Genomic DNA, 22,813 nt, shown 5'->3' with positions numbered 1-22,813 from the left:
ATAAATTCAAAAAAATGAGGGGGAACTCGTTATGGAGAATAAATTGATTCAAGAGTTAGGGATTAAATATCCCATCTTACAAGCTCCTATGGCAGGCGTGACCACTCCGGAACTAGTTTCATCAGTTTCAAATAATAATTGTTTAGGTAGTATTGGAGCCGGTTATTTAACAGCAGATAAAACAAGAGAATTCATACATAATGTAAAAAAGTTAACTAAACATCCATTTGGTATAAATCTTTTTGTACCTGAAAATCATGAATTAATAGAAGATAAAATTTTAAAAACGAATAGTTTATTAGACCAATATCGAAAAGAACTTCAGATAGTAAAGGATTTGTCGATTTCTACTAAATCAGAATTCGATGAACAAATTGAAATAGTATTAAAAGAAAAATTGAAGGTTTGCTCGTTCACATTTGGTATTCCAAGTAAAGAGATTGTGAAAGAATTAAAAAAGGTCGGAACAGTTGTTATAGGTACTGCAACAAATGTAAAAGAAGCCCAAATAGTTGAGAGTATAGGAATGGATGCAGTGGTTGTTCAAGGGAGCGAAGCAGGAGGACATAGAGGATCATTTATGAATCCAGATAGCTTAATAGGATTAATGTCTTTAATTCCACAAGTTGTAGACAATGTTTCCATACCTGTTATTGCTGCAGGAGGGATTATGGATGGGAGAGGTATCATAGCAGCTTTATGCCTTGGTGCAAAAGCAGTTCAATTAGGCACAGCTTTTTTAACTACAAAAGAGAGTGGAGCACATCCATTACATAAGAAGGCTATTCTTAATGCATCAGAAGAAGATGTATTATTAACCAGGGTCTTTTCTGGTAAGACAGCCCGGGGTGTTAACAATAAATTCATGGAAAATATGAGAGAGTACGAAAATGAATTGCCGGCTTATCCTTATCAAAATGCATTAACTAAAGAAATAAGAAGGGTAGCAATTGAACAAAATAATAAGGAATATATGTCACTTTGGTCTGGGCAGAGCCCAAGATTAAGCAGGGAAGTATCGGTTAAAGAATTAATACAATCTCTTCAAGAAGAATCAAAAGGGATTCTGAACCAGTTTGTAAATTTATAATTTATCTTTTATTTTTACTTTTGAATAAGAACAAAAACCACCAAACTAATAAAAATAAATATCCTATGGTTGTAAATATGGACCAGATCGCTCCATGTTGTAATAGACTAATTAAATGTTCAAATTCGTTCATTTTTTCTGCTCTTCCAATACTGTTTATCAAACTGATTATTAGAGCCACTTATTAGTATTTTCGTAACAAATTTAAATTACTGGAAGGGAATGATAGCTTAAGGATGGAAATATAATGGTAGTAGGCAGGCTCATGATTACTTTTTAAAGGGAATGAAGGGGCGATCAGATGTGAATATGATGGCGAAGGTTAAACTCATATTTTATGCAGTAATCGTATTTTCGATTTATCTGTATGCCATTTTCTATTCTTTTGGGGATCATGATTTGAATTTAAATCACACGTCTAGTAAACAAATCACTGCTTCCTCGGATGAGGATATCAGAAGAAATGTTCAAATAAAATTTATCCTTTTGAATTCATCCGGTCATGCACTTGGTGAAACTGATATTTTGATTAAGAAAAACTCTAAGAATCAAGACAAGAAACCCTTAAATGTTCAAACTAATAGTAAAGGTGAATATGAGTTGACCATAGAACCTGGTTCATATGATGTCCATTTAGAAAAAAATCGCTCTGTACAAAAACAAGTAACTATTCATTCTAAGGATGATGGTAAATCAATAGTACTGAAGTTTTAAAGAAGCCTTAAGTAAGGCTTTTTTATGCATTTGTTCATTATAAACGCTGTTAACAAACATATATTAAACGTTATTTATAGACTAAGTTTTGCCTGAACGTTATTGGTCGTCAAAAGTTAGGGAGGATTGAGCTATGCGACAGATTATTGCCTTAGGAGGCGGAGGTTTCTCAATGGAACCGGATAATCCGTTATTGGATCGATATATTTTAAAACAGGCTACTGTAAATAGGCCAAAAATATGCTTTGTACCAACTGCCAGCGGGGATGCGGACGGGTATGTACAAAGGTTTTATACCTTTTTTAATGAGCAGGAGTGCGAACCAACTCACTTATCATTATTTAAGCCTCCAACCAAAAATTTGCAGGATTACATACTCGAACAGGATATTATCTATGTAGGTGGAGGTAATACGAAGAACTTATTAATTCTCTGGAAAGAGTGGGGATTGGATCGAATACTGAAAACTGCTTATGACCAAGGAATCCTATTGTGCGGTATAAGTGCAGGTGCAATTTGCTGGTATGAGGAAGGATTGACCGATTCATTTGGAGATACACTTGAACCAATAAAGGCATTGGGGATATTAAAGGGGAGTCATTCACCTCACTACGACGGTGAAATGAATAGAAGACCTGCCTATTTACAAATGGTTAAAGATAGATTAATAAATCCAGGTATTGCTGCTGATGAAGGGGTAGGGCTTCATTATGTAAATGGAGAGCTGGTAAAAGTAGTGAGCTCCAGACCGAACGCCGCCGCCTATAGTGTTAAAATTTCTGAAGATGGCATTGAGGAAAAAATCCTGGAACCCTATTATTTAGGAAAGGAAGACTTATAGAGAGAATACCACGTTGTAATTATTATGATGTTTACATCTTTTTCTTTTGAGGGAAGTAGAAAAGTAAGCAAAAATAGATTAAAAGTCTTTCTGAATTGATAGTCGCAAATGAATGGGGGGTGCGGAGGATGAAGATAGCGATTGCCGGCGGTAGCGGTTTTGTTGGGAAGGAACTTGCTGCATTATTAGTCAGGGAAGGTCACGAGGTTTATATTTTGACCCGTAATAAAAATAAGCTGACAATGTCAACTGTTAAACCAGTCGAATGGCTTAATGAATATAGTAAACCAGAAGAGGAATTGGAAGGGATTGAAGCTATTGTTAATTTAGCTGGGACATCCCTGAATTCTGGTCGTTGGACGGAGAAAAGAAAAAAGCAAATTTTAAAAAGCCGTATAAATGCAACAAATGAGATCTATAGGATAATAGCAAAGCTTGACCCTAAACCTCGCATTTTAATAAATGCAAGTGCTATTGGTTATTATGAGCCATCTCTAGAACAAACCTATCATGAGGAATGGGCACAAGCAGGTGACAATTTTTTAGCGGAAACTGTTGTTCAGTGGGAACAGGGTGCACAAAAGTTAACGGATTTTGGGATGCGAGTCGTATTTGCCCGTTTTGGCCTAATTCTTGGTGCCAAAGAAGGGGCTTTTCCAAAATTGGTTTTGCCCTATAAGCTATTTGTCGGAGGTAATTTAGGTTCAGGCCGACAATGGTATTCGTGGATTCATGTTGAGGATGTAGCAAATGCAATGTTATTCTGTATCCGAAATAACCAAATAAAAGGCTCGGTGAATTTTACAGCTCCGCATCCAATGAGAATGGAGGATTTCGGTAGAACTCTGGGTGAGGTACTTAATAAACCGCATTGGACAACCATTCCTTCTATTTTCATGAAGACAGCTCTTGGAGAAATGAGTACGTTAATACTGCAAGGGCAAAAGGTGATACCCAAAAAATTAATCGAAGCCGGATACTCATTTATCTATCCGGATTTAAGGTCTGCTCTAAGGCAATTAGTAAAACAAAGAAAGGACTCGCGGAGGTAAAAGCAGAGTCCTTACTTCTTTTGAATTATTTTTCGTCATGAAAATCATGATTTTCATGCTCACCATGATCATTGTCTGCTGAATGTTCATAATGATCCTCTACATGATCATCATATTGGTCGTCTGTATGATCCTGCTCTTGGTTCCATTGTTGACCGAAGAATAATGGACGTCTTCTTTCCTTGTATAGGTTTCTTGAAATGCCAATTATTTTCTTGAAGCGGATGGCTATTATGCTAGTTTGACCTCTATTTGTGGTAAGCAGCAACAAAAAGTCGCTCTTTAACGCCTTTAATTCCCCGTAATATGAACCTTCAACTGTAATAACCTGGACTTGTTCACTAATTAGATCAGAAGCATAATCAAAAAAATCTTTATCACTTTCATTACTCAAATGTAGTCTCCCCTCTCTTTATAATTAGTTAATGCACGTTATAGATCATTTGCATAGGCGTTTTGCTTAGGGAATAGGGGAATAATTATAGTTTGGTAATGGTATAGAAACGGCAAAGTGATATGATAAACATATAAACCATACTATTCAACCCAGAATAGTTTTTTCGATAAGGGAGCTGGCAACATGGAGGAATATTTAACAAAGCAACAAGAAACTATTTTGCAGCAATTAAAAGACGTAGCAAAAGAGTTTTCTGTAAGTGCACAAAAATATGACGAGGAACGCTCATTTCCAGCCGAGAATATTACCGATTTGAAAAAAATGAAGTATACAACCTTAACCTTGCCACAGGAATTTGGAGGAGCAGGGGAAGGGTTAACGACTTTTTTGCTTGGCCAGGAGATCATCGCCCAGCATTGCGGTTCAACGTCACTAGCAATTGGGTGGCACAATATGGTGATCCTGGAGCTCTTAGAAAATAAAACATGGACAGAAGAAAATAAAAAGAAACTATTTAACGAAATCGCTGACGGAGCTTTGGTTAATCGTGCCGCATCTGAACCAGCGACAGGTAGCCCAACAAGGGGAGGTAGACCAGAGACGATCGCTCTTAGAAAAGGAGATAAATGGATTCTTAACGGAAGAAAAACGTACACCTCACTGGCTCCGGTTTTGGATATTTTTCTTGTAAGTGCATGGATTCCTGACGAGGAAACGATTGGTTGGTTTAAAGTATACAAAAACCAGAGCGGTGTGAGTATTGATGAAACATGGGATATGATCTCGATGCAGGGAACTGGCAGCCATGATTTACTTATGGAAAATGTAGTGCTTCGTGAAGAAGATTTTGTGGAAAGAGCTTCTGCTAGAAAAGCATCAGGCTGGCTTTTACATATACCTGCCTGTTATATCGGCATTGCAATGGGAGCGCGTAACTATGCGATTCAATTTGCAAAAACGTATTCACCAAACAGTTTAAAGGGCACAATCTCTGAACTGCCGCATATTCAGGCAAAGATTGGTCAAATGGAGCTTGAGCTGATGCAGTCTAGGAGCTTTTTATATTCTATTGCTCAAAGATGGGAGCAGTATCCTGAGAAACGTGAACAAATGGGTCCTGAATTGGCAGCTGTTAAAACGGCTATAACCAATCAAGCAATCTCGATTGTCGATACAGCCATGCGAATAGTCGGCGCACAAAGCCTGCAACGGAAAAATCCAATGCAAAGATATTATCGTGATGTTCGAGCTGGTCTGCATAATCCTCCTATGGATGATTCTACATTGACCTTACTTGCTAAAAGTGCATTAGAGAAACAAATATAATAGAAGAAAAAAGGTAAGATTAAGAAAATGATTTAAGCTTACCGGTATAATGTTTAAAGAGAGCAGGGTAAATCTAATGGTTTACCTTGTTTTACGTTAATGAAGGTTTTTAAGTAATAAAATTCACAGAAGATTGAGAGCCAATGACTATAATTATCTCAGTTCACTAGTGAATCATTGATTTATTTGGTGATACGCCTGAAATTACCAAATGTAAACATTTCTCCTTGAAGAATATTAACTCACATGTTTAGTGTGATATAGAAGGTATAAGTCTAATAATTTGCTATTTTAGAATTTATCTGTTATTCTAAAGAAGAATTATTTTTGTTCGTTTTCAGATTGAGAAGCGATTTTGATTTTCGTCTAAGGTTTTTGAGCAAGGATAGTAACACATTGTGTGGAAACACACTAGGAGGCAACAATTATGGAACAAGGTAAAGTGAAATGGTTTAATGCAGATAAAGGTTTTGGATTTATTGAACGTGAAGGTGGAGAAGACGTATTCGTACATTTCTCAGCAATCCAAAGCGAAGGCTTCAAATCTTTAGACGAAGGTCAAAGTGTAACGTTTGAAGTAGAACAAGGACAACGTGGCCCACAAGCTACAAACGTTCAAAAAGCTTAATAACAGCTAATAGATAGACCCTACATTAGTAGGGTCTATTTTTTGTTTAATCAATAATTTTGAGAATAAAAATAAAGCCCTATTCAATTCAAGAAATGAATAGAGCCTCTGTAACAAACGTATGAAACTAGTAATATCAAATGGTAGGCTAAGTATAGCACAGTGGTTTATAATCACTAATTTAAAACAGACATTACACTGTAACTATCCTTTGGATAGAGCTTCTTGACCACATTATCCTTGGGCATGGAAAATTATATCTTTAATTATTAGATGGGACTACCTAAATAGGTTTGTCCCATTTTTTCATCTTTAAAAGAAATAATTGGGTTTCGGCATTACCAAGAGATGGGCAATACTATGGAAATAACTTTTGATGAATCTGGTGGGATGATAAGCTAAGTCCGCTGGGTTATTCATTTAATGTTATAAGTGAAGAGGAAAACACTATTGAACTCGCATTAGCAATTGGACAAATGTGGATAATAGAAAGGGTTGACGACCAACTAAATGTTGAGAAAAGTGATGGTTACGATATGGTTCTTCATTTATCTTCAAAGAATGATATAGAAAATAAATAATTAGATTCATCGGCACTCTTTTAAAGCTATTATCAAAGACAATGTTTTAAAAGATAAAAAGGAAGTGAATTACACGACACTTCGCAAAAATTAGTTATTAACTTTTTCTTTAATTAAAAGGATTACTTTTTATATTTCATTATATCCAGGTAAAAGAGGAATTTATGATGGAGACACGGGAAGAGGTTGGGATTTCTTTTGTTATTTATTGTTATGTTACTTTAGTACATATGATGTAGGTCACTTTATCTTGTAACATTATGTTGGATAAAAAGGGGTTTGATGATGCATAACAGATATGTTGTAAGTGTAAAATGAAGAAATGAGAACTATGTAAAATCAACTTATTATATTATTTATAAATAATTTTATGAAGCGAATGGGCAGTAATCCAAGAAGGGTTTATGCCCTTTTTATTGTAATTCTTATGCGTTTATCACAAACTATTTTATTATGTTATAATAATTTTGAATCTTTAGAAACCAGATAGAGGCATTTTTAATAGGTTGTGAATTGTTCGACATAAAATGATGGTAGAGTTGTGGTTGACCATGTGAAAGTATGAGAGACAGAGACTCATCAACCTAAAGTAGCTCATAATATTAACTGTGAATGTGGAGAGACTTTTGTTTTTAAAACCGTTATTATGAACTATCCAAAATGTAATATGACATATGCAGTTACACCCTGTAGTTCTGACATGATTAAAAATCTTAAACGAGCGGTCGATACGCTTAAAATATAGCCTTCTTGTGAATAGCAAGATGGTATTTTTTTGTGGGAATTTATAAATGTCTTCCTAATGTAAAGAGGTGATGTGAATAATGGCAAAAGAAATTTACAGTTGTGAAATTGTAGAGCGGACATTAAGTAATAAAGGTTATAAATTTAAAGTTCTTGAAAAAATTCCAAATAATAAAGCTATTATTTTCAATATGAGATGTCCTCAAGGAACAATTAATAAATATTATCTAGCTACTATAAATAAAAATATCGAAAATGGATTAAACCCTTGTAAATGTTGTCGTCTTAAAGAATCACGAGAAAATGCAAAAAGCAAACTAAAATCTTTTGGACTTGAACCAATTAATATTGAAGATGAATATTTTGATAATAGAAGTGCTATTCATTGTATAACTAAAGAAGGTTATATTGTCTTAGTTACTGAAAAAAACATTAAAGAAAGTGTAGGTAGTAACTTTCCTTCCCCATTTAGCCGTTACAACAAATACAAATATCACAACCTAGGTGTCTTATGTAAGAAAGTGGGATTCAGTAAATTATTATCAAAATCATACATTGATTATGATGCACCATATATTGTAGAAGATAAGGATTGCTATAAATATAAGGTGTACATTGGTAATTTGTTGTCAAGGGATATAAGTTCTTTTTTTAAATATGATAAGGACAGCCCCTATCTACTAGATAATATTAATATAACATTAAAAAAACACGGATACACCATTATCCCTAATACTCTTAATCCTACAAAAAAAACTGTAGATGCGATAAATTCTGAAGGGTATTCAATTACAGTATGCGTTTACCAATTAGATAGTGAGATTATTAGTCATCCAATCCCATTTGACAGTAGATGTAAATACTACTATGAAAACCTACAATTACTTTTAAATGAACAAGGTATGGATGATATTAAAGTGGATAAAAATAAAAAAGCAGGGATAACTAGTGAAGGTTATCTTGTTGAATTGCGACATCAAGAAATAAAAAACGGGAAACGTCCTTTAATATTCTCGGCAAGTAACTCAAATGTTATATATAATATTGAACGGTATTGCAGCTTAGAGCGCCCGAATTATAGACTCTGTCCTGATCAAAAATATATAAATGCAAAAAGTAAACTATATTTCGAATATCTTTGGGAAGACCTTTATCGTGGTGAAAATCCTGTTTTTTTGACGAGTTGGGATGCATTTAAAGCTGGAAAAGGGCACCCTGGAAAGATACGTAAAGTTGACGAAAGTACATTAAACGGTGAATTATATAAAAGATTAAGATCTTCGGTATCATCTAGTAGATGGAAAAAAGAGTCACTTGAGTCAACAGGATATAGATGTGCTTTAACAAATTCTCTTAAGGGATCTATAGAAGGGGAAAACAATGAGACAGTTAAAATTGAAGTACATCATTGTGAAACTTCCTTTATTGATTTAATTCATATAACAGTGGAAAAGGTTGGATTAAACATTGGAGATTGGCACTCCTTCAGCGTTGAAGAGCAAGAAAGAGTTTTTACAAAATTTAAAATCCTGCATCAAACGGAACCTTTGGGTATACCACTCCATGTTAATGTGCACCGACTATACCACGCTTGGGTGAAAAAAGAAAAAGTAAGAGTAAATAAAGCTACATTTAATGAATTTACAGATTTATTTAATATATATAGCAATGATTATCGAAATAGCAAAAATAAACAAAATATATCCGAGATGGTTAAATGGATAAAGACACAGATTGAGTAACTTCCTTTTCTGAAGTATATATTAAAGGGATATCGTTTTGGAGGTTTTCTTATTCAAGGATGTTGGAATTATAAAATAAATGATTTGAAATCGTTCACTAGAAGCAGTGACTAGTATTTTCTTAATTGTGTAACCGTGTCATTTTCCCTTTAAAGTGATACAGGAGAGTTTGTGAATGGGTATTCTTAAACTATCGGGGCATTCCGTAATCAATGATAGGTGCGGGTCAAGTTTGTAAATAAACGTACTTAAATTATTTATGGCTTTAGTTAATTAACGAGTACAGCTACATCCTTTCTAGAGGGGGCTGTTTTCACAACTTAGAAAAATACTATTCAATAGCAAGAATCCTTGCAAAAACAGCCTTTTAAAAGTTTATTATCAAAAAGTGTCTGGTTAATTGAAGTTACATATATTATTTATTAGAGACATAAAGGTTGCAAAAAGATAAAAAATACGTACATTTCTGTAGAATTATATATATGAATAATAGAGAGGTAAATAACATTATCTCTCTTTCCAAATCGAATTCCTTCTTGAAGTAGTGAGTTCCATATTCGAATCTTCTTTATGCCAGGTTAATCGCCTGGTCTTTTTTTATTATAAAAAGTTGAAAAAGCTGCAATTATTTTAGGAGGAAAATAATATGCGTAATAAAGTTTACTGGGTGCAGAATAGCAATATTTATAGTTTGAAAGATGTTAATAATAATGTTCTTTTAACAATTGAAGATAGAACATGTAAAGGAAATGTAGTAACAAAAGAAATGCTAGACTCAGAATTTAGTAGTGAACGGGGCTTTTAGCGGACAAAGAATGGGAATATTATGGTAATATGTTTGTGGTAAGTAAGATAGTGGGATATCAATAGGGGGAAATAGTAATTGGTTTTAAAATAAAGGAGGTATTGAAATGTCTAATGAATCAACATTTCAGAGAGAAGTAAAAGATTTTTGGTATCCTGAATACAACAAAAATGGATACCCTCATGTTCAACAAGGAATGATTTTAAATCCTGAGAGGAATGAGGAATTTTCCCCGTTTATTCTAATGGCTGAAGACTGGTTTAAGCGTGGAACCTTCTCCGACCATCCCCACAGAGGCTTTCAAACTATAACGTATGTTATTGATGGAAGGCTTGAACATATAGATAATGCAGGAGGGTATAGCATTTTGGATGCTGGTGATGCCCAATACATGAATGCTGGTTGGGCAGCTAGGCATGCGGAAGAGGCTTTTGATGATGATCTTATTCATACCTTACAGCTGTGGCTGAATCTGCCAAAAAGTCTGAAGCATACAGAAACAAGTTATCAAAACATCTATGTAGAAGATGCTCCAGTTGTGAACGTTGAAGGGGGTTACATTCGAGTTTACTCAGGCGATATTGCAGGGGTAACAGGACCTATGAATAGTTTGGTTCCTATTACGATGACAGAAATTAGCCTCCGTGAAGGATCTGATTACACTCATATTTTGCCTGAGAATCATAATGCATTCTTGTATATGTTGGCGGGGGAGATGGAGTTCGGAGAAAGTAAGACAAAGATAGCTAAAACAGGGGCGGCTACCCTTTCCTTTAATGATGAAGGCTCAGATTCTAACTCAAGTGAATTAAAAATAAAAGCATTATCTCGTTCTAAAGTATTGATTTATTCAGGCGTTCCAATCCGGGAAGAAATAGCTCTTGGTGGACCATTTGTAATGAATACACAGGAAGAAATCAGGGAGGCGTTCCGCGATTTTCAGCGCGGATTATTTGGACCACCTGCAGTAAAAATATAAATCAAATGAGAGAAATAAAATATATTTTCAAACAAACACCAGATGGATAATAAACATCTGGTGTTTGTTTGTATAGTTTGTGAACGTATGTTCTTAAACTATCGAGAGTGTTGATCCAAGAAATGTGTTACTGACAAATTTAATCAGTGATCTTACCAAAAGCAAAAATAACCAATCAAAATACATATATTTTTTGAGTTCAGTTCCTTTCTAGTCCTATATCCATATCTATTGCCCTACAAATAATCTACCAAAGGGCGAACAGTACATATGGAATTTGGAAGAATCATAAATCTTATCAATATAGTAAAATAATTCTAAAAATTATTTGCATATTAATCTGGTACTTTCATATAATAGAAGATAATAAATTACATAAAATGTGATTTATGATAATTATTTTCAAAAGTAACAAATGATTGGGCAAAGGGTTCTATAATTGATTGAAAATGGAGGGATACGAATGTTTGAAAAACTACAACGTTTAGGAAAAGCCTTTATGATTCCTATTGCTGTTTTGCCAATAGCGGGGATTATGCTTGGTATTGGTGCAGCTTTTACCAACCCCCTTATGGTAGAAACCTATGGGTTGGAAGGAATACTCGGGGAAGGGACATTTTTGTTTTATATTTTAAGCACCATGTCTGCAATTGGTAATATTGTTTTTGCTAACTTGCCTTTGATATTTGCTGTCGGGATTGCTTCGGGGTTAGCATTACAGGAAAAAGGTGCAGCGGGTTTATCGGCAGCAATCGCTTTTCTTGTCATGCATGTTATCGTTGGTACCATTCTAGGTTTCCTGGGCCATACACCAGAGACGACAACTGTAGACTATTTCTTATCTCAGGGTCTAGATCCAGTTGAAGCAGCGAAGCAGGCAAACGTATATGGGTACGAGCTTGGTATTTTTACAGTTAGAATTGGCGTGCTTGGAGGAATTATTGTTGGTTTACTAGTAGCCTTTTTAGCCAATAGATATTACAACAAGCAGCTTCCAGAAGCACTTTCGTTTTTCTCTGGAGTAAGATTTATTCCAATTATTTCAGTATTTGCAATCAGTGTAGTAGGGGTGATAATTCCATTTATTTGGCCATATGTCCACCTTGGAATTTCAACCTTCTCAGAATTCTTTGGACGAACAGGCCCGATCGGAATGTTCTTCTATGGATCCCTTATGCGACTTCTCAATATTTTTGGACTTCATCATGCTATTTATCCGCTATTCTGGTATACCTCACTTGGTGGAGAATTAGAGGTTGCAGGGAAAATCATACAAGGTGGACAAAGCATTTTCTTCGCCCAATTGGCTGATCCGACTGTTACCAAATTTTCAGCTGAAGCAACGAAGTATTTCACAGGTGGATACTTACCAATGATGTTTGGTCTCCCGGCAGCTGCACTTGCTATGTATCATACAGCTAACAGTAAAAATAAGAAAATTGTGGGTGGTATTCTATTTTCAGCTGCCTTAACATCCTTCCTAACAGGGATTACTGAACCAATCGAATTTACATTTCTTTTTGTAGCACCATTACTTTACGGGATCCACGCCATCCTAGAGGGGATTTCCTATGCTGCTTTATATGCTTTAGATGTATCGGTAGGGGTTACTTTTTCAAGGGGTATCATTGATTTTACATTATTCGGTCTATTGCAGGGTAATGATAAAACGAATTACATTTGGATTCTTATTCTCGGAATTCCAACAGCACTTATCTACTACTTTGTATTTAAAACTCTTATTCTAAAATTGAATCTAAAAACTCCAGGTCGTGGGGAGGAATCTGAGAATAAGTTATATACGAAGAAAGATGCTTTATTAAAAGATATTGATATCGAGGATGTAATCACAGCCTTAGGTGGAAGAGAAAACCTAGTGGACGTGGATGCATGTATAACAAGATTAAGAGTAACCGTTAAGGATATCGATAAAGTTGCCGAAGATTCAGTTTGGAAAGATGAACTGAAGGCAAAGGGACTCTTTAAGAAAGGCAAGGGTGTTCAAGTCGTATATGGAGCCCTCGCAGAGATCTTAAAGAATGAGATAAACAACGTTAAATAATACTAAAAGGTTAATAGGTGGAGCTGTAGCGGTATTATGTTTTTTCTTTCTTTAATCTATATATTAATGCTAAGCTACCTCCACTATTTAAGTTTCGTTAATTGGATTTGCTATATTAGGATCGTGTTCCAATAGTAATCATCAAGGTAGAAAAACAGAAATAGTAGGTGAATAAAAAATGTTAGAACAAATAAAAAAGGGTCTTGTAGTTTCATGTCAGGCCCAAGAGAGTGAGCCTCTTCATAGCTCATTTATCATGTCAAAGCTTGCTCTGGCTGCCAAGCAAGGTGGAGCGGCTGGTATTCGGGCAGAATCGAAACCGGATATTATCGCGATTAAAAAAGAAGTAGATTTACCTGTCGTAGGAATTGTAAAGCGAAATTATCCAAATAGTGAAGTTTTTATCACAGCAACAAAACAAGAAGTCAATGAACTAATTGAGACAGGCTGTGAAATGATTGCGATGGACGCAACACTAAGAGAACGTCCGAATGGAGAAACATTAGCTGATCTAGTTTCATATGTAAAAGAGTATTATCCAGGGGTTCAGTTGATGGCAGATATCTCCTCGTTGGAAGATGTAATGAATGCGGAACGATTGGGCTTTGATTGTGTTTCCACAACCCTTTATGGCTATACAAATGAGACAAAAGGATGTAAATTATATGAGAATGATTTTGAATTTATCAAAACAGTCTTAAAAAATGTCTCAATCCCTGTTATAGCTGAAGGAAATGTTATCACTCCTGAAATGGCGGGAAGGGTACTTGACCTTGGAGCTTACTCCGTTGTAGTCGGGGGAGCAATCACTCGGCCACAGCAAATAACAAGTCGCTTTGTTGAAGAAATAAAGAGGGGTTGCTGATCAATCATTAAGGAGGAAGGAGTCATCTATGGTTACGCTCTTGAAGGAAATTCAATCGAAATATTCTTCATTCTCCGATAAAGAAAAAGGCTTAGCTGATTATTTGCTTTCTTCGCCATCAGAAGCTTCCAAGTGCACGATCAAAGAAATAGCTGAAAAGACGAATGTATCCGTTGCAACGATAACACGATTCTGTAGAAAAGTATCCTGTAAAAATTTCGTGGAATTAAAAATGAACCTGGCAAGAGAGACGCACCACGAAGAAGCGGAAGATATGGATTCCAAAATTAGGAGTCAGTATATGGATGTAATCCGCGATATACAGGGTCTAAACAGTCGCAAATCGATCATGAAAGCACTCAAATTAGTTACAAATGCTAAGCGGATTTTTATCTATGGTTTAGGAAGTTCGGGACTTGCCGCACAGGAATTAAATTACCGATTGAGTAGGATGGGTTTTGCAAGTGAAGCTGTAACCGATCCACATTTAATGATTATTAGAAGTACCTTATTAAAAAAAGGGGACTTGCTATTAGCTATTTCACGTTCTGGACAAACCAGAGAGTTAATTTCATCCGTAAATGAAGCGAAGAAAAAAGATGTTAAATTAATCTCTCTAACGGCTTATGATCATACATATCTAACAAAATTATCGGATGAAGTGCTATGGACCGTCCATCCCGTTCGCAATGCCTATCTGTCGACTGGTCTTGATTTAAGCGCGCTTTACCTCATCGATTTAATTTGTATGCATTTCCTGGAGGACCCAAATAGGAAAAAAATCTATCAAGAGACCATTTCCGCAGTATCGTCTCAAATCCATATTAATAGTTGAAATAGAGAAGTTTAAAATACTCCGCCTAAGAGAGTTGATTTGTTTAAAATCAGCCTACCTTGGGAGGAGTATTTTTGTAAAAAGATATTCATATTATTGATCTGTCTTTTCAAAACGTTGAGTATGCACAATATATTAAGTACGGTCGTGATATCGAGATAATATTTCATTTTCCTAAAAATATTGAAGATGCTAATTGTAAATATTAGGATACTTGTGCTTAGGTTTATATTGATGAGTTCATTCAACAAATTATAAATTAAGAATACCATTGAAAGGTAATAGGTCATTCATTGGCATTCTAGAGTGTAATAATTGAAGATAAAAAATACATATTATATTACCTCTGTATGATGAATATTAGAGAATGGAGGTAGAATACGTTACTTGGAAAACCGAGTATTTATCTAACATTAAAATGTACATTAAGGTAAGGTTATTACAACATATCAATAATATCAGGTTCGTCATCATTATATGATTTAGGCTCTTGAATAAACATCTTCTTGGCTAAGTTACCTATTGTATTGGTTGCAAAAGCATCTACAGTTCCTCCAATAATTCCACCTGCTACAGGAACCATTTTACTTAAATTAATGACTCCTTTTTCTCCAAACTTTGTTAGTAAACGAAATCCTACAGCTTGATTAATTTTTTTAATAACCTCAAAAGGTATTTTTTTTATCCCCGTTACTGCAAGCTTCCTACCAATTTGAATACCCGTATTTTTAAGAATGTCTTTAGCTCCGTTTCCTGCTAAACATACATAAACAAAAGTTTTAACCTGATCATCTTTTAGATCATATCCACCCATATGTGCAATAGCTGCTACCATTCTCATTTGTACGAATATAACACTAGTTATATTTGCTGGGACAGCAACTGGCAAAGTAATAAGTCCTCCTACTCCTGTTAAGAAGCCACTTGTGGCACTTTTAGTATTTTGCCAATTAATTAAACTTTGAACTTTTTGATCAAGTGTACCACTTTTTTGTAAATAACTTTCAGCTAACTCTATGGCTGTATCCATTCCAGCTATTCCGCCATTAATTGCTTTATCATAAGACCAATCTAAGGCATTCATTATAGCATCGTGGGTTATACTTTTTTTCTCGTCCACTATATATTCACCTTACCTCTCAGTATTATACTAATATTATAAGTTATTTATCTGACTGTGCTAATTGTTTAATTGATATTATTGTTATCAAAACTAGGTTTTTCAGCACTTGCGGATAACCGTCCATATTTCTAATAGAATCCTTTAATAATTCTGTGGCTCCATACCATTTTCTTTACTATTGGAAGCGAAGTAATCTGTCCAGCTTTCATGTTCGGGAATTTTGTACAACCTACTAATAATTTCTTCATTTAAATACCTCCGTTGATAAAAATAATTATATAAAAGTACTTCTCTATTTTTGTCTCTTCTTGTGTGGAGTATATAAAGATAAATTCGGTCGAGGATCCAGATAATCCATCTTTAACAACAGATTAGTACTGGAAATAATACAGAACTCAGAAAAACGCTTTTTAAGAGTATATAGACCTTCGGCTGCATAAGATGTACAAGCACTCTTTCTAATTTAGACTGAAAAAGGGGAGAGGAAACAGTCCTTGTACTTAACCATTGCATCCCAATCACCTTTCCCAAGAATTTTAGATATTTTTATAGGTTTGTAGGATATTTCAATCAATAGGTAAGCGTTATAATGAATTTTGTAAGCGCTTTAATTTATAGGATAAAGGGGGAAATGACGATGAAGAAATTAGGTTTAGTCCTAATGGGGTTACTGACGGTGCTAGCTTTAGCTGCGTGTAGCGATGATGATAATAAAGCAGGACAATCCACGAAGGATGGGGCAATTGAGCTTACGCTTTGGACTGACTGGACCGAGGATCGGCCGGAAAACACACTTTACAAAGACATTATTTCTAAATTCAATAAAGAACACGATGATATTCAGGTTAAGGTAGAGGCCATACCACATGACCAATATGAAACAAAATTAAGAACACAAGCTGCTGGTAACCAATTACCTGACATGATGCGTGTATGGCCTGGGGCGAGAACAGAGCCTCTTGCTGAAGGCGGAGCGATTCTTCCGTTGAACCCAATCATTGAGAACTGGGATGGAGTCATTCCTGATGCCATTCTACAAGACTATGCGTTAGATGATAATTATTACGCAATCCCTTCAAACATTAGTATTACAGGATTAATCTACTATCATAAGGACATTCTTCAAGATGTAGGGTTTGATGAGTTTCCAAAAACATATGAGGAATTTAAAAAACTAGTAAAAGCACTTAATGATAAAGGCACTACTCCAATCTCTTTAGGTAACAAAGCAATCTGGCCATTGCAATCTGTTTACATCTCTACAATTGCTGATCGTTTTACTGGAAGTGATTTCTTAGAGAATACATTAAACGGAGATGGCAGCTTCGAGGATCCTCAATTTATTAATGCATTATCCGTAATCGACGAATTAACAAAATTAAAGGCATTTAATGAGGATATGAATACCCTTGATGAAGCTCAATCGCGAAATGAATTCATTAAAGGAACTGCAGCGCTCCACTTTGCTGGTTCATGGGCACTTGGGCCAATTTTAGACAGTGTAGAAAATATTGATAACATTGGTGTAGCTCCATTTCCTACATTTGAAGGTGGTAAAGGGGATCCTGCCAAGATTGCTGGTGCTGCTGGCGGGGGGATTGCCGTTAACAGCAAGTTAAGTAAAGAAGAGCAAGAGGCTGCTTTCACATTCTTAAAATACTACTATGGTGATGAACTATACCAAGGCTTAATCAAAGCGAATATTATCGTTCCAGCTACTGTTGAAATGGATGACAGCATTCCACAAATATTCCAGGATGCTAACAGCTTTGCTCAAGGTGGACTAGTGCCTGTATATGATGCAACCTTAACTCCTGAACTTACAGATATTATTAACAATGGCTTGCAATCTATTACATTAGGTGACAAAACACCTGAACAATTAGCGGAAGAGATGCAGAAAGAAAACAAAAGTAAATAATCGTCTATAAGTTCTTTCACAGGTTACTTCATGCAAGTAACCTGTGAATGTTTAGGGGGGAAGAAAATGAAATTAACTAAGAAGACTAAAGGGGCGTTTATACTAGGTATACTGCCTGCTTTCTTACTATATATTGTTTTTGCCATTTATCCGATTCTCCAATCCTTCTATTATTCATTCATGGATTGGAACGGATTTAATGAAATGACCTTTGTAGGGTTAGATAATTTTAAAAAGTTATTTGCTGATTCGCTATTTTGGAACTCTGTCAAAAATAATATATACGTAGTATTAGTCTCTGTGCTAGGCCAAGTTCCACTTGCTTTATTTTTTGCCCTTTTATTGAACCGTAAAATGAAGGGCGCGAAATTATTTAGAACAATTGGGTTTCTGCCAGTTGTTTTATCAACCGTAGTGATCTCCTTAACTTGGAGTTTGATTTTCAATTCCCGTAATGGATTAATCAATGAATTTCTACGATCAATCGGGTTAGATTCACTCGCACAAAATTGGTTAGGAGATACAAAGTGGGCAATGGCATCTGTCTTAGTAGTTGTTGTTTGGCAGTTTGTTGGTCTATACTTAATTATTTTTCTGGCCGCATTACAAAATATACCTACTGAAGTATTAGAAGCCGCTAAAATGGATGGTGCATCAGAATGGGCAACAACCTGGAAGATTACGATTCCAATGATATGGGAAACCATTCTCGTTGCAATTACGCTTTGTATTGCAGGCAGTTTAAAAACATTTGATTTAATCTATGTCATGACACATGGTGGTCCAGCACATTCAACGGATGTTATGGCGCTCTATATGTTTAATGAAACATTTTCAAAATTGCAGTATGGTTATGGTAGTGCAGTGTCCGTATTTATTTTCTTCTTTAGTCTAATCTTAATAGCAATTATAAACAAAGTATTAGGAAAGAAAATGATTTAGGAGGTAGGTATAGATGGCGAAAACAAATGAAATACCTAAGAAAAGAAGCTTCAAAAAAGTAAGCATCTATATAGCATTAATCATATTTGCAATTATTAATGCGTATCCAATTATTTGGATGGCAATCAACTCCTTTAAATCTGAAAAGGAGTTTGCAACAAACCAATTTGGGTTTCCAAAGAAATTTATAATAGAAAACTATACTGCCGCTTGGGATATTGCTAACTTAGGTGTCCTGTTTAAGAATAGTATTTTTATTACTGTAACAGCGACTGTATTAACCGTTTTTATCGGGGCGTTAGCATCTTATTTCTTATCTCGATTTGATTTCAGGATGAGCAAGTGGTTATATGGATTTTTCATCTTTGGATTATTAATACCGATTCATGCCACATTAGTACCTATGTTTATTCTAATGAAAAATTTAGGACTATTGAATACACCCATCACCTTACTCTTTCCCTATATCGCTTTTCATTTACCCATTACGATCTTTATCCTCACCAGCTTTATGAAGGGCTTTCCTAAGGATATTGAAGAATCTGCAATCATGGACGGGTGCGGAGTTTTTAGAATATTTTGGTCCATCATCCTGCCCATGTCACGTCCGGCAATCGCTACAACTGTCATTCTTAATTTCATCTACAATTGGAATGAATTTTCATTTGCGCTAGTGTTAATTAATGACCCAGAGCTTCAAACATTGCCACTAGGTTTAGCAAACTTTGCAGGTCAATTTACAACCGACTATGGTGCCCAAATGGCTGGTTTAACGATGTCTTTAATTCCAATTGTCATTTTCTACATGATTTTTGAAAAGAATATTGTTAAAGGTATGACAGCTGGTGCGGTAAAAGGGTAAATGAATATGATTCGAAATTGGGGCCTAAAAAAGAAGTTTATGATTATATTCCTTGTATTCATCACACTACCAACAGTATGCTATGGAATTCTCATTTACTACCAAACAACGGAAGTACTTAAAAGACAGCTGGAAGAGGATATCCTTGAAATACTAGAAAAAGATGAACAGAGCTTTTTGTCCATCATACGAGATGTTGAAAGTATGTCCTCCTATATGATTTACAGCGAGGACTTTCGAACATTTTTTAAAACTACAGATGAAATCCCTATTGCGGATAAAAGTAGTATGGACGGGATAAAAGGCTATTTTACTTTTCAATTGATGTCAAATGAGTATATATCCTCCATCTTATTAAAAGGAGGAAATAGTGAGGAGCTGGCATTTGGTGAACCTGTTTTTGGAAACGAGGATAAGTTAGATCAGGCTGCCATAGACGGAAAAGGATCTCCCATTTGGAGCGATACCTATGGGGTTACAAGTGGGTGGGATGGGAAAAAATATGTTATTAGCCTCTCTAGAGTCATTAACGATTTAAATAAGATTAATCAACCAATTGGCATCGTAAGAATCCGTCTTGATCAGGAAAAAATTAAGAGAAATTTAGAAGTAAAACAAGGTAATTACCTGGTCATGTCAAAGTCCGGTGAAGTTATTCTTCATTCAAATCAAGAGCTAATAGGAAAAAAATACAATGATCCTGCCTTTATCGATTGGGTCAATCATAGTGAGAACCTAGCCTATGATTTTACAAAAAACAACCATAACTATAAAGCTGTTAAAAAAAAGCTGAGTGGGACAAATTGGACATCTATCGTGATTGTAAATGAGGAGCACTTGGTCAAGGAACTGTATACCGTTCGAAATTCGATTCGTAATATGATTTTTCTTCTTCTCATATGTGGAATTATCGCTTTTTATGGATTCTATCGCTCTAATATAAAAAGAGTAATTGAATTAACTGGCCAAACACACCAGCTTGAGAAAGGGGACTTCTCGGCGAATGTGGGCGTTTCAACAAATGATGAAATTGGTCAACTAGGGAAACAGTTTAATAAAATGGTCAAAACAATCCAAAGACATATTGATACAGAATACAAACTGACTATTAAACAAAAGGAATCTGAATTAAAGGCGCTTCAGAATCAAATTGATCCACATTTTCTTTACAATACATTAGACATGATTCGATGGACCGCACGCCTGGAAAATGCGATGGAAACAGGTCAACAAATTGAACAGCTTTCAAAAGTTTTCCGTATGAATTTAAATAATGGTAAAATGTGGGTTACAATAGAAGAGGAAATAACCTATATTGAATCCTATTTAGAATTACAGAAAAGCCGCTTAGGAGAACGACTGTCTTTTTACATTTTTATTGATGAGCAAATCAAACGCTCTTACATAATGAAACAATTAATGCAACCACTAGTTGAAAATTGCATCCAGCATGGTTTTGAAGAATTACCCAGGCAAGGAATCATTACTATTCACTGTTATCAAGCGGAAGATCAGTTATGGATTGATGTGATTGATAATGGTAAGGGTTTCGAAAAAGGTGCGCAAGAAACTGGTTATGCAATGGAAAATCTAAAAGAACGTTTAGAGATTGCGTTTGGAGAACCATATGGTTTGCTGGTGTTAGAAGCTGAATCCGGTGCATTGGTAAGGCTAATCCTGCCACTACTTTGGCAGCCCATAAACATGGAGAAATCAGGTGAACACTCGTGACTTTTAAAATGTTAATAGTGGATGATGAACCTATTATTTCCCGTGGTCTGCGTTTAACGATTCCCTGGGAGACCATCGAAGTCGAAGTAGTAGACACAGCACATGACGGAGAGGATGCCATAGCGAAGGTCATGCAATATGGGAATATTGATATCGTTATTACAGATATAAGGATGCCAAAAATGGATGGACTGCAGCTGGCACGTTTTCTGTATACAAACTACCCTCATATTCGGACGATTATTCTTAGTGGATTTGAAGAATTTGAATATGCCCAGCAAGCTATTAAATTGGGTGTAGATAACTATTTTCTTAAACCGGTTGATATTAATGAGCTCGTGGAAAATGTTAAAGAAATAACCAACGAAATGAAGCAAAAGCGGCAGCAAAAAAAAGAACGGGACAAAATAGGATTGAGAAATGCAATCCTCCAACAAGTTACAAATTTACAAAGGTCTTCACCTGTTAAATCAGACGACTATAACGACTTCATGATTTATCCATTTATTAGTATGCATCAAAATTATAAACGAAAAATAACTAGTTTGTCAGAAGGGGAATATGAAGAGTTTTTAAGAGGATGGGAGAAAAGCATTGAGAGGAAACTACAAGAATATGGACTTACCTCTTATTCGTTCTTTACTGAAAAAAATATACTAGTTACCTGTGTTCATAGTGATGATGGTCGGAAAATGACGTCGGATATCCGGCAAAGTTTGATTCGAAATGATGGATTAAACCTTCAATTTGTTTGGAGCGATGAGTGGATTCCTGTTGAAGAACTCATGGTCGTACTAACAGAACTACTAAATAAAGGAAGGTATTTAGCTTTCACTGAGTGTACTAGCCTCATAGTTTCAGAACAATTGAGACGGGATACCGTTCAATCTTACCCAGCTAAACTTGAAGAGCAATTAATAGAAGCTATTATTCAAATGAAAGATTTAGACCTACATACTTTTACTAATGAATTATTCGAATACTTTACAATACATGAATTTTTCCTGGATGAAGCTGTTCAGGTTTGCAGAGAGATGCTTAATAAAATTTTGGATCACTATAAGTCTCTGAGTGGGAAAAACGTAAGGAAATGGGATCTTTGTTACAATGAGAGTATAAATGTCCATGAATATAACTCATACGAATTGTTGAGAGAATTTTTTTATCTGGACCTTTCCTCCATTCGTAAATACCAATCTGAGCTGAAGAATTTTGACAAACAGGATTTGTTAATCAATCACGCGAAGGAATACATACATGAATACTACAGAACAAATATTAGAGTTCATGAAGTAGCGGAGGTCCTTAATATAACCCCAAATTACTTTAGTTCTCTATTCAAGCAGAAAACAAGCGTTAATTTCAATGAATACGTTAACCAATTAAGAGTGGATGAAGCAAAGATCTTACTTGCGGAGACTCCTTTTAAGGTAAACGAAATATCCGAACAAGTAGGATTCCATGAATATAAGTATTTCGTGGGAGTGTTTAAAAAACTGACAGGAATGACCGCGACGGACTATCGGAAATTTAGAAACCTGCAAGATAGAAAAACTGGGGAGAGATAATAATA

The 22,813-nt window shown here is 35.3% G+C and carries 19 protein-coding genes; 17 read left to right on the top strand and 2 right to left on the bottom strand.

The features are described from left to right. The first annotated feature begins 31 nt into the window (after positions 1-31). From AC4G3N_RS06240 to AC4G3N_RS06225, 4 genes are all read left to right on the top strand, one after another. A complete protein-coding gene (locus AC4G3N_RS06240; protein ID WP_491089926.1) occupies positions 32-1,090 on the top strand; it encodes an NAD(P)H-dependent flavin oxidoreductase in 1,059 nt (352 codons plus the stop codon). Positions 1,091-1,393: 303 nt separating this feature from the next. Next, a complete protein-coding gene (locus AC4G3N_RS06235; protein ID WP_140461378.1) occupies positions 1,394-1,804 on the top strand; it encodes a hypothetical protein in 411 nt (136 codons plus the stop codon). Positions 1,805-1,937: 133 nt separating this feature from the next. Then, positions 1,938-2,645 carry a Type 1 glutamine amidotransferase-like domain-containing protein gene (locus AC4G3N_RS06230; protein WP_491089925.1) on the top strand — a complete coding sequence of 236 codons (708 nt, stop codon included), beginning with the start codon at positions 1,938-1,940 and terminating at the stop codon, positions 2,643-2,645. A 128-nt stretch (positions 2,646-2,773) separates the two neighbouring features. After that, positions 2,774-3,697, top strand: a complete 924-nt coding sequence (locus tag AC4G3N_RS06225) for a TIGR01777 family oxidoreductase (protein ID WP_491089924.1) — start codon at positions 2,774-2,776, stop codon at positions 3,695-3,697. A 25-nt stretch (positions 3,698-3,722) separates the two neighbouring features. On the opposite strand, the gene AC4G3N_RS06220 is transcribed toward AC4G3N_RS06225, so the two are convergent. Next, the gene (locus AC4G3N_RS06220) at positions 3,723-4,091 is read right to left on the bottom strand and encodes a hypothetical protein (protein ID WP_139891090.1); all 369 of its coding nucleotides are present in this window, start codon (positions 4,089-4,091) and stop codon (positions 3,723-3,725) included. 186 nt (positions 4,092-4,277) lie between these two features. Between AC4G3N_RS06220 and AC4G3N_RS06215 the strand changes: the two genes are divergently transcribed. The 8 genes from AC4G3N_RS06215 (at position 4,278) to AC4G3N_RS06180 (ending at position 14,661) form a co-directional block, all read left to right on the top strand. Continuing rightward, entirely contained in the window at positions 4,278-5,420 is a 1,143-nt protein-coding gene (locus AC4G3N_RS06215) for an acyl-CoA dehydrogenase family protein (RefSeq protein WP_491089923.1), read from the top strand. 427 nt (positions 5,421-5,847) lie between these two features. Next, positions 5,848-6,048 carry a cold-shock protein gene (locus AC4G3N_RS06210; protein WP_050614125.1) on the top strand — a complete coding sequence of 67 codons (201 nt, stop codon included), beginning with the start codon at positions 5,848-5,850 and terminating at the stop codon, positions 6,046-6,048. 1,405 nt (positions 6,049-7,453) lie between these two features. Beyond that, positions 7,454-9,115: a hypothetical protein gene (locus AC4G3N_RS06205; protein ID WP_491089922.1), complete on the top strand. Its 1,662-nt coding sequence runs from the start codon at positions 7,454-7,456 to the stop codon at positions 9,113-9,115. A 646-nt stretch (positions 9,116-9,761) separates the two neighbouring features. Further along, positions 9,762-9,920: a hypothetical protein gene (locus tag AC4G3N_RS06200; protein WP_491089921.1), complete on the top strand. Its 159-nt coding sequence runs from the start codon at positions 9,762-9,764 to the stop codon at positions 9,918-9,920. A 106-nt stretch (positions 9,921-10,026) separates the two neighbouring features. Next, positions 10,027-10,899: a pirin family protein gene (locus tag AC4G3N_RS06195; RefSeq protein WP_491089920.1), complete on the top strand. Its 873-nt coding sequence runs from the start codon at positions 10,027-10,029 to the stop codon at positions 10,897-10,899. A 463-nt stretch (positions 10,900-11,362) separates the two neighbouring features. Further along, the gene (locus tag AC4G3N_RS06190) at positions 11,363-12,961 is read left to right on the top strand and encodes a PTS transporter subunit EIIC (RefSeq protein WP_491089919.1); all 1,599 of its coding nucleotides are present in this window, start codon (positions 11,363-11,365) and stop codon (positions 12,959-12,961) included. Positions 12,962-13,139: 178 nt separating this feature from the next. Beyond that, positions 13,140-13,826 carry an N-acetylmannosamine-6-phosphate 2-epimerase gene (locus tag AC4G3N_RS06185; protein WP_491089918.1) on the top strand — a complete coding sequence of 229 codons (687 nt, stop codon included), beginning with the start codon at positions 13,140-13,142 and terminating at the stop codon, positions 13,824-13,826. 28 nt (positions 13,827-13,854) lie between these two features. Further along, entirely contained in the window at positions 13,855-14,661 is an 807-nt protein-coding gene (locus tag AC4G3N_RS06180; RefSeq protein ID WP_491089917.1) for a MurR/RpiR family transcriptional regulator, read from the top strand. Between the two features lie 439 nt (positions 14,662-15,100). Here the strand turns inward: AC4G3N_RS06180 and AC4G3N_RS06175 are convergent, their stop codons facing one another. Further along, the gene (locus AC4G3N_RS06175) at positions 15,101-15,781 is read right to left on the bottom strand and encodes an EcsC family protein (RefSeq protein ID WP_491089916.1); all 681 of its coding nucleotides are present in this window, start codon (positions 15,779-15,781) and stop codon (positions 15,101-15,103) included. Between the two features lie 640 nt (positions 15,782-16,421). On the opposite strand from AC4G3N_RS06175, the gene AC4G3N_RS06170 reads away from it, so the two are divergent. From AC4G3N_RS06170 to AC4G3N_RS06150, 5 genes are all read left to right on the top strand, one after another. Further along, a complete protein-coding gene (locus AC4G3N_RS06170) occupies positions 16,422-17,705 on the top strand; it encodes an extracellular solute-binding protein (RefSeq protein WP_491089915.1) in 1,284 nt (427 codons plus the stop codon). A 66-nt stretch (positions 17,706-17,771) separates the two neighbouring features. Next, complete coding sequence (locus tag AC4G3N_RS06165) at positions 17,772-18,647, top strand: carbohydrate ABC transporter permease (protein ID WP_491089914.1); 876 nt, start codon at positions 17,772-17,774, stop codon at positions 18,645-18,647. A 13-nt stretch (positions 18,648-18,660) separates the two neighbouring features. Next, positions 18,661-19,509: a carbohydrate ABC transporter permease gene (locus tag AC4G3N_RS06160; RefSeq protein WP_491089913.1), complete on the top strand. Its 849-nt coding sequence runs from the start codon at positions 18,661-18,663 to the stop codon at positions 19,507-19,509. A gap of 6 nt (positions 19,510-19,515) precedes the next feature. Next, complete coding sequence (locus AC4G3N_RS06155; protein WP_491089912.1) at positions 19,516-21,240, top strand: cache domain-containing sensor histidine kinase; 1,725 nt, start codon at positions 19,516-19,518, stop codon at positions 21,238-21,240. Further along, on the top strand, positions 21,237-22,808 hold the full coding sequence (locus AC4G3N_RS06150; RefSeq protein WP_491089911.1) for a response regulator transcription factor: 1,572 nt from the start codon (positions 21,237-21,239) through the stop codon (positions 22,806-22,808). Before AC4G3N_RS06155 ends, AC4G3N_RS06150 begins: the two co-directional genes overlap by 4 nt. The last annotated feature ends 5 nt before the right edge of the window (positions 22,809-22,813 follow it).

It is taken from the genome of Bacillus sp. z50 (genome assembly GCF_058313585.1).
The sequence above is the reverse complement of the archived record's forward strand: the minus strand, read 5'-3'. Positions and strand labels throughout refer to the sequence as shown.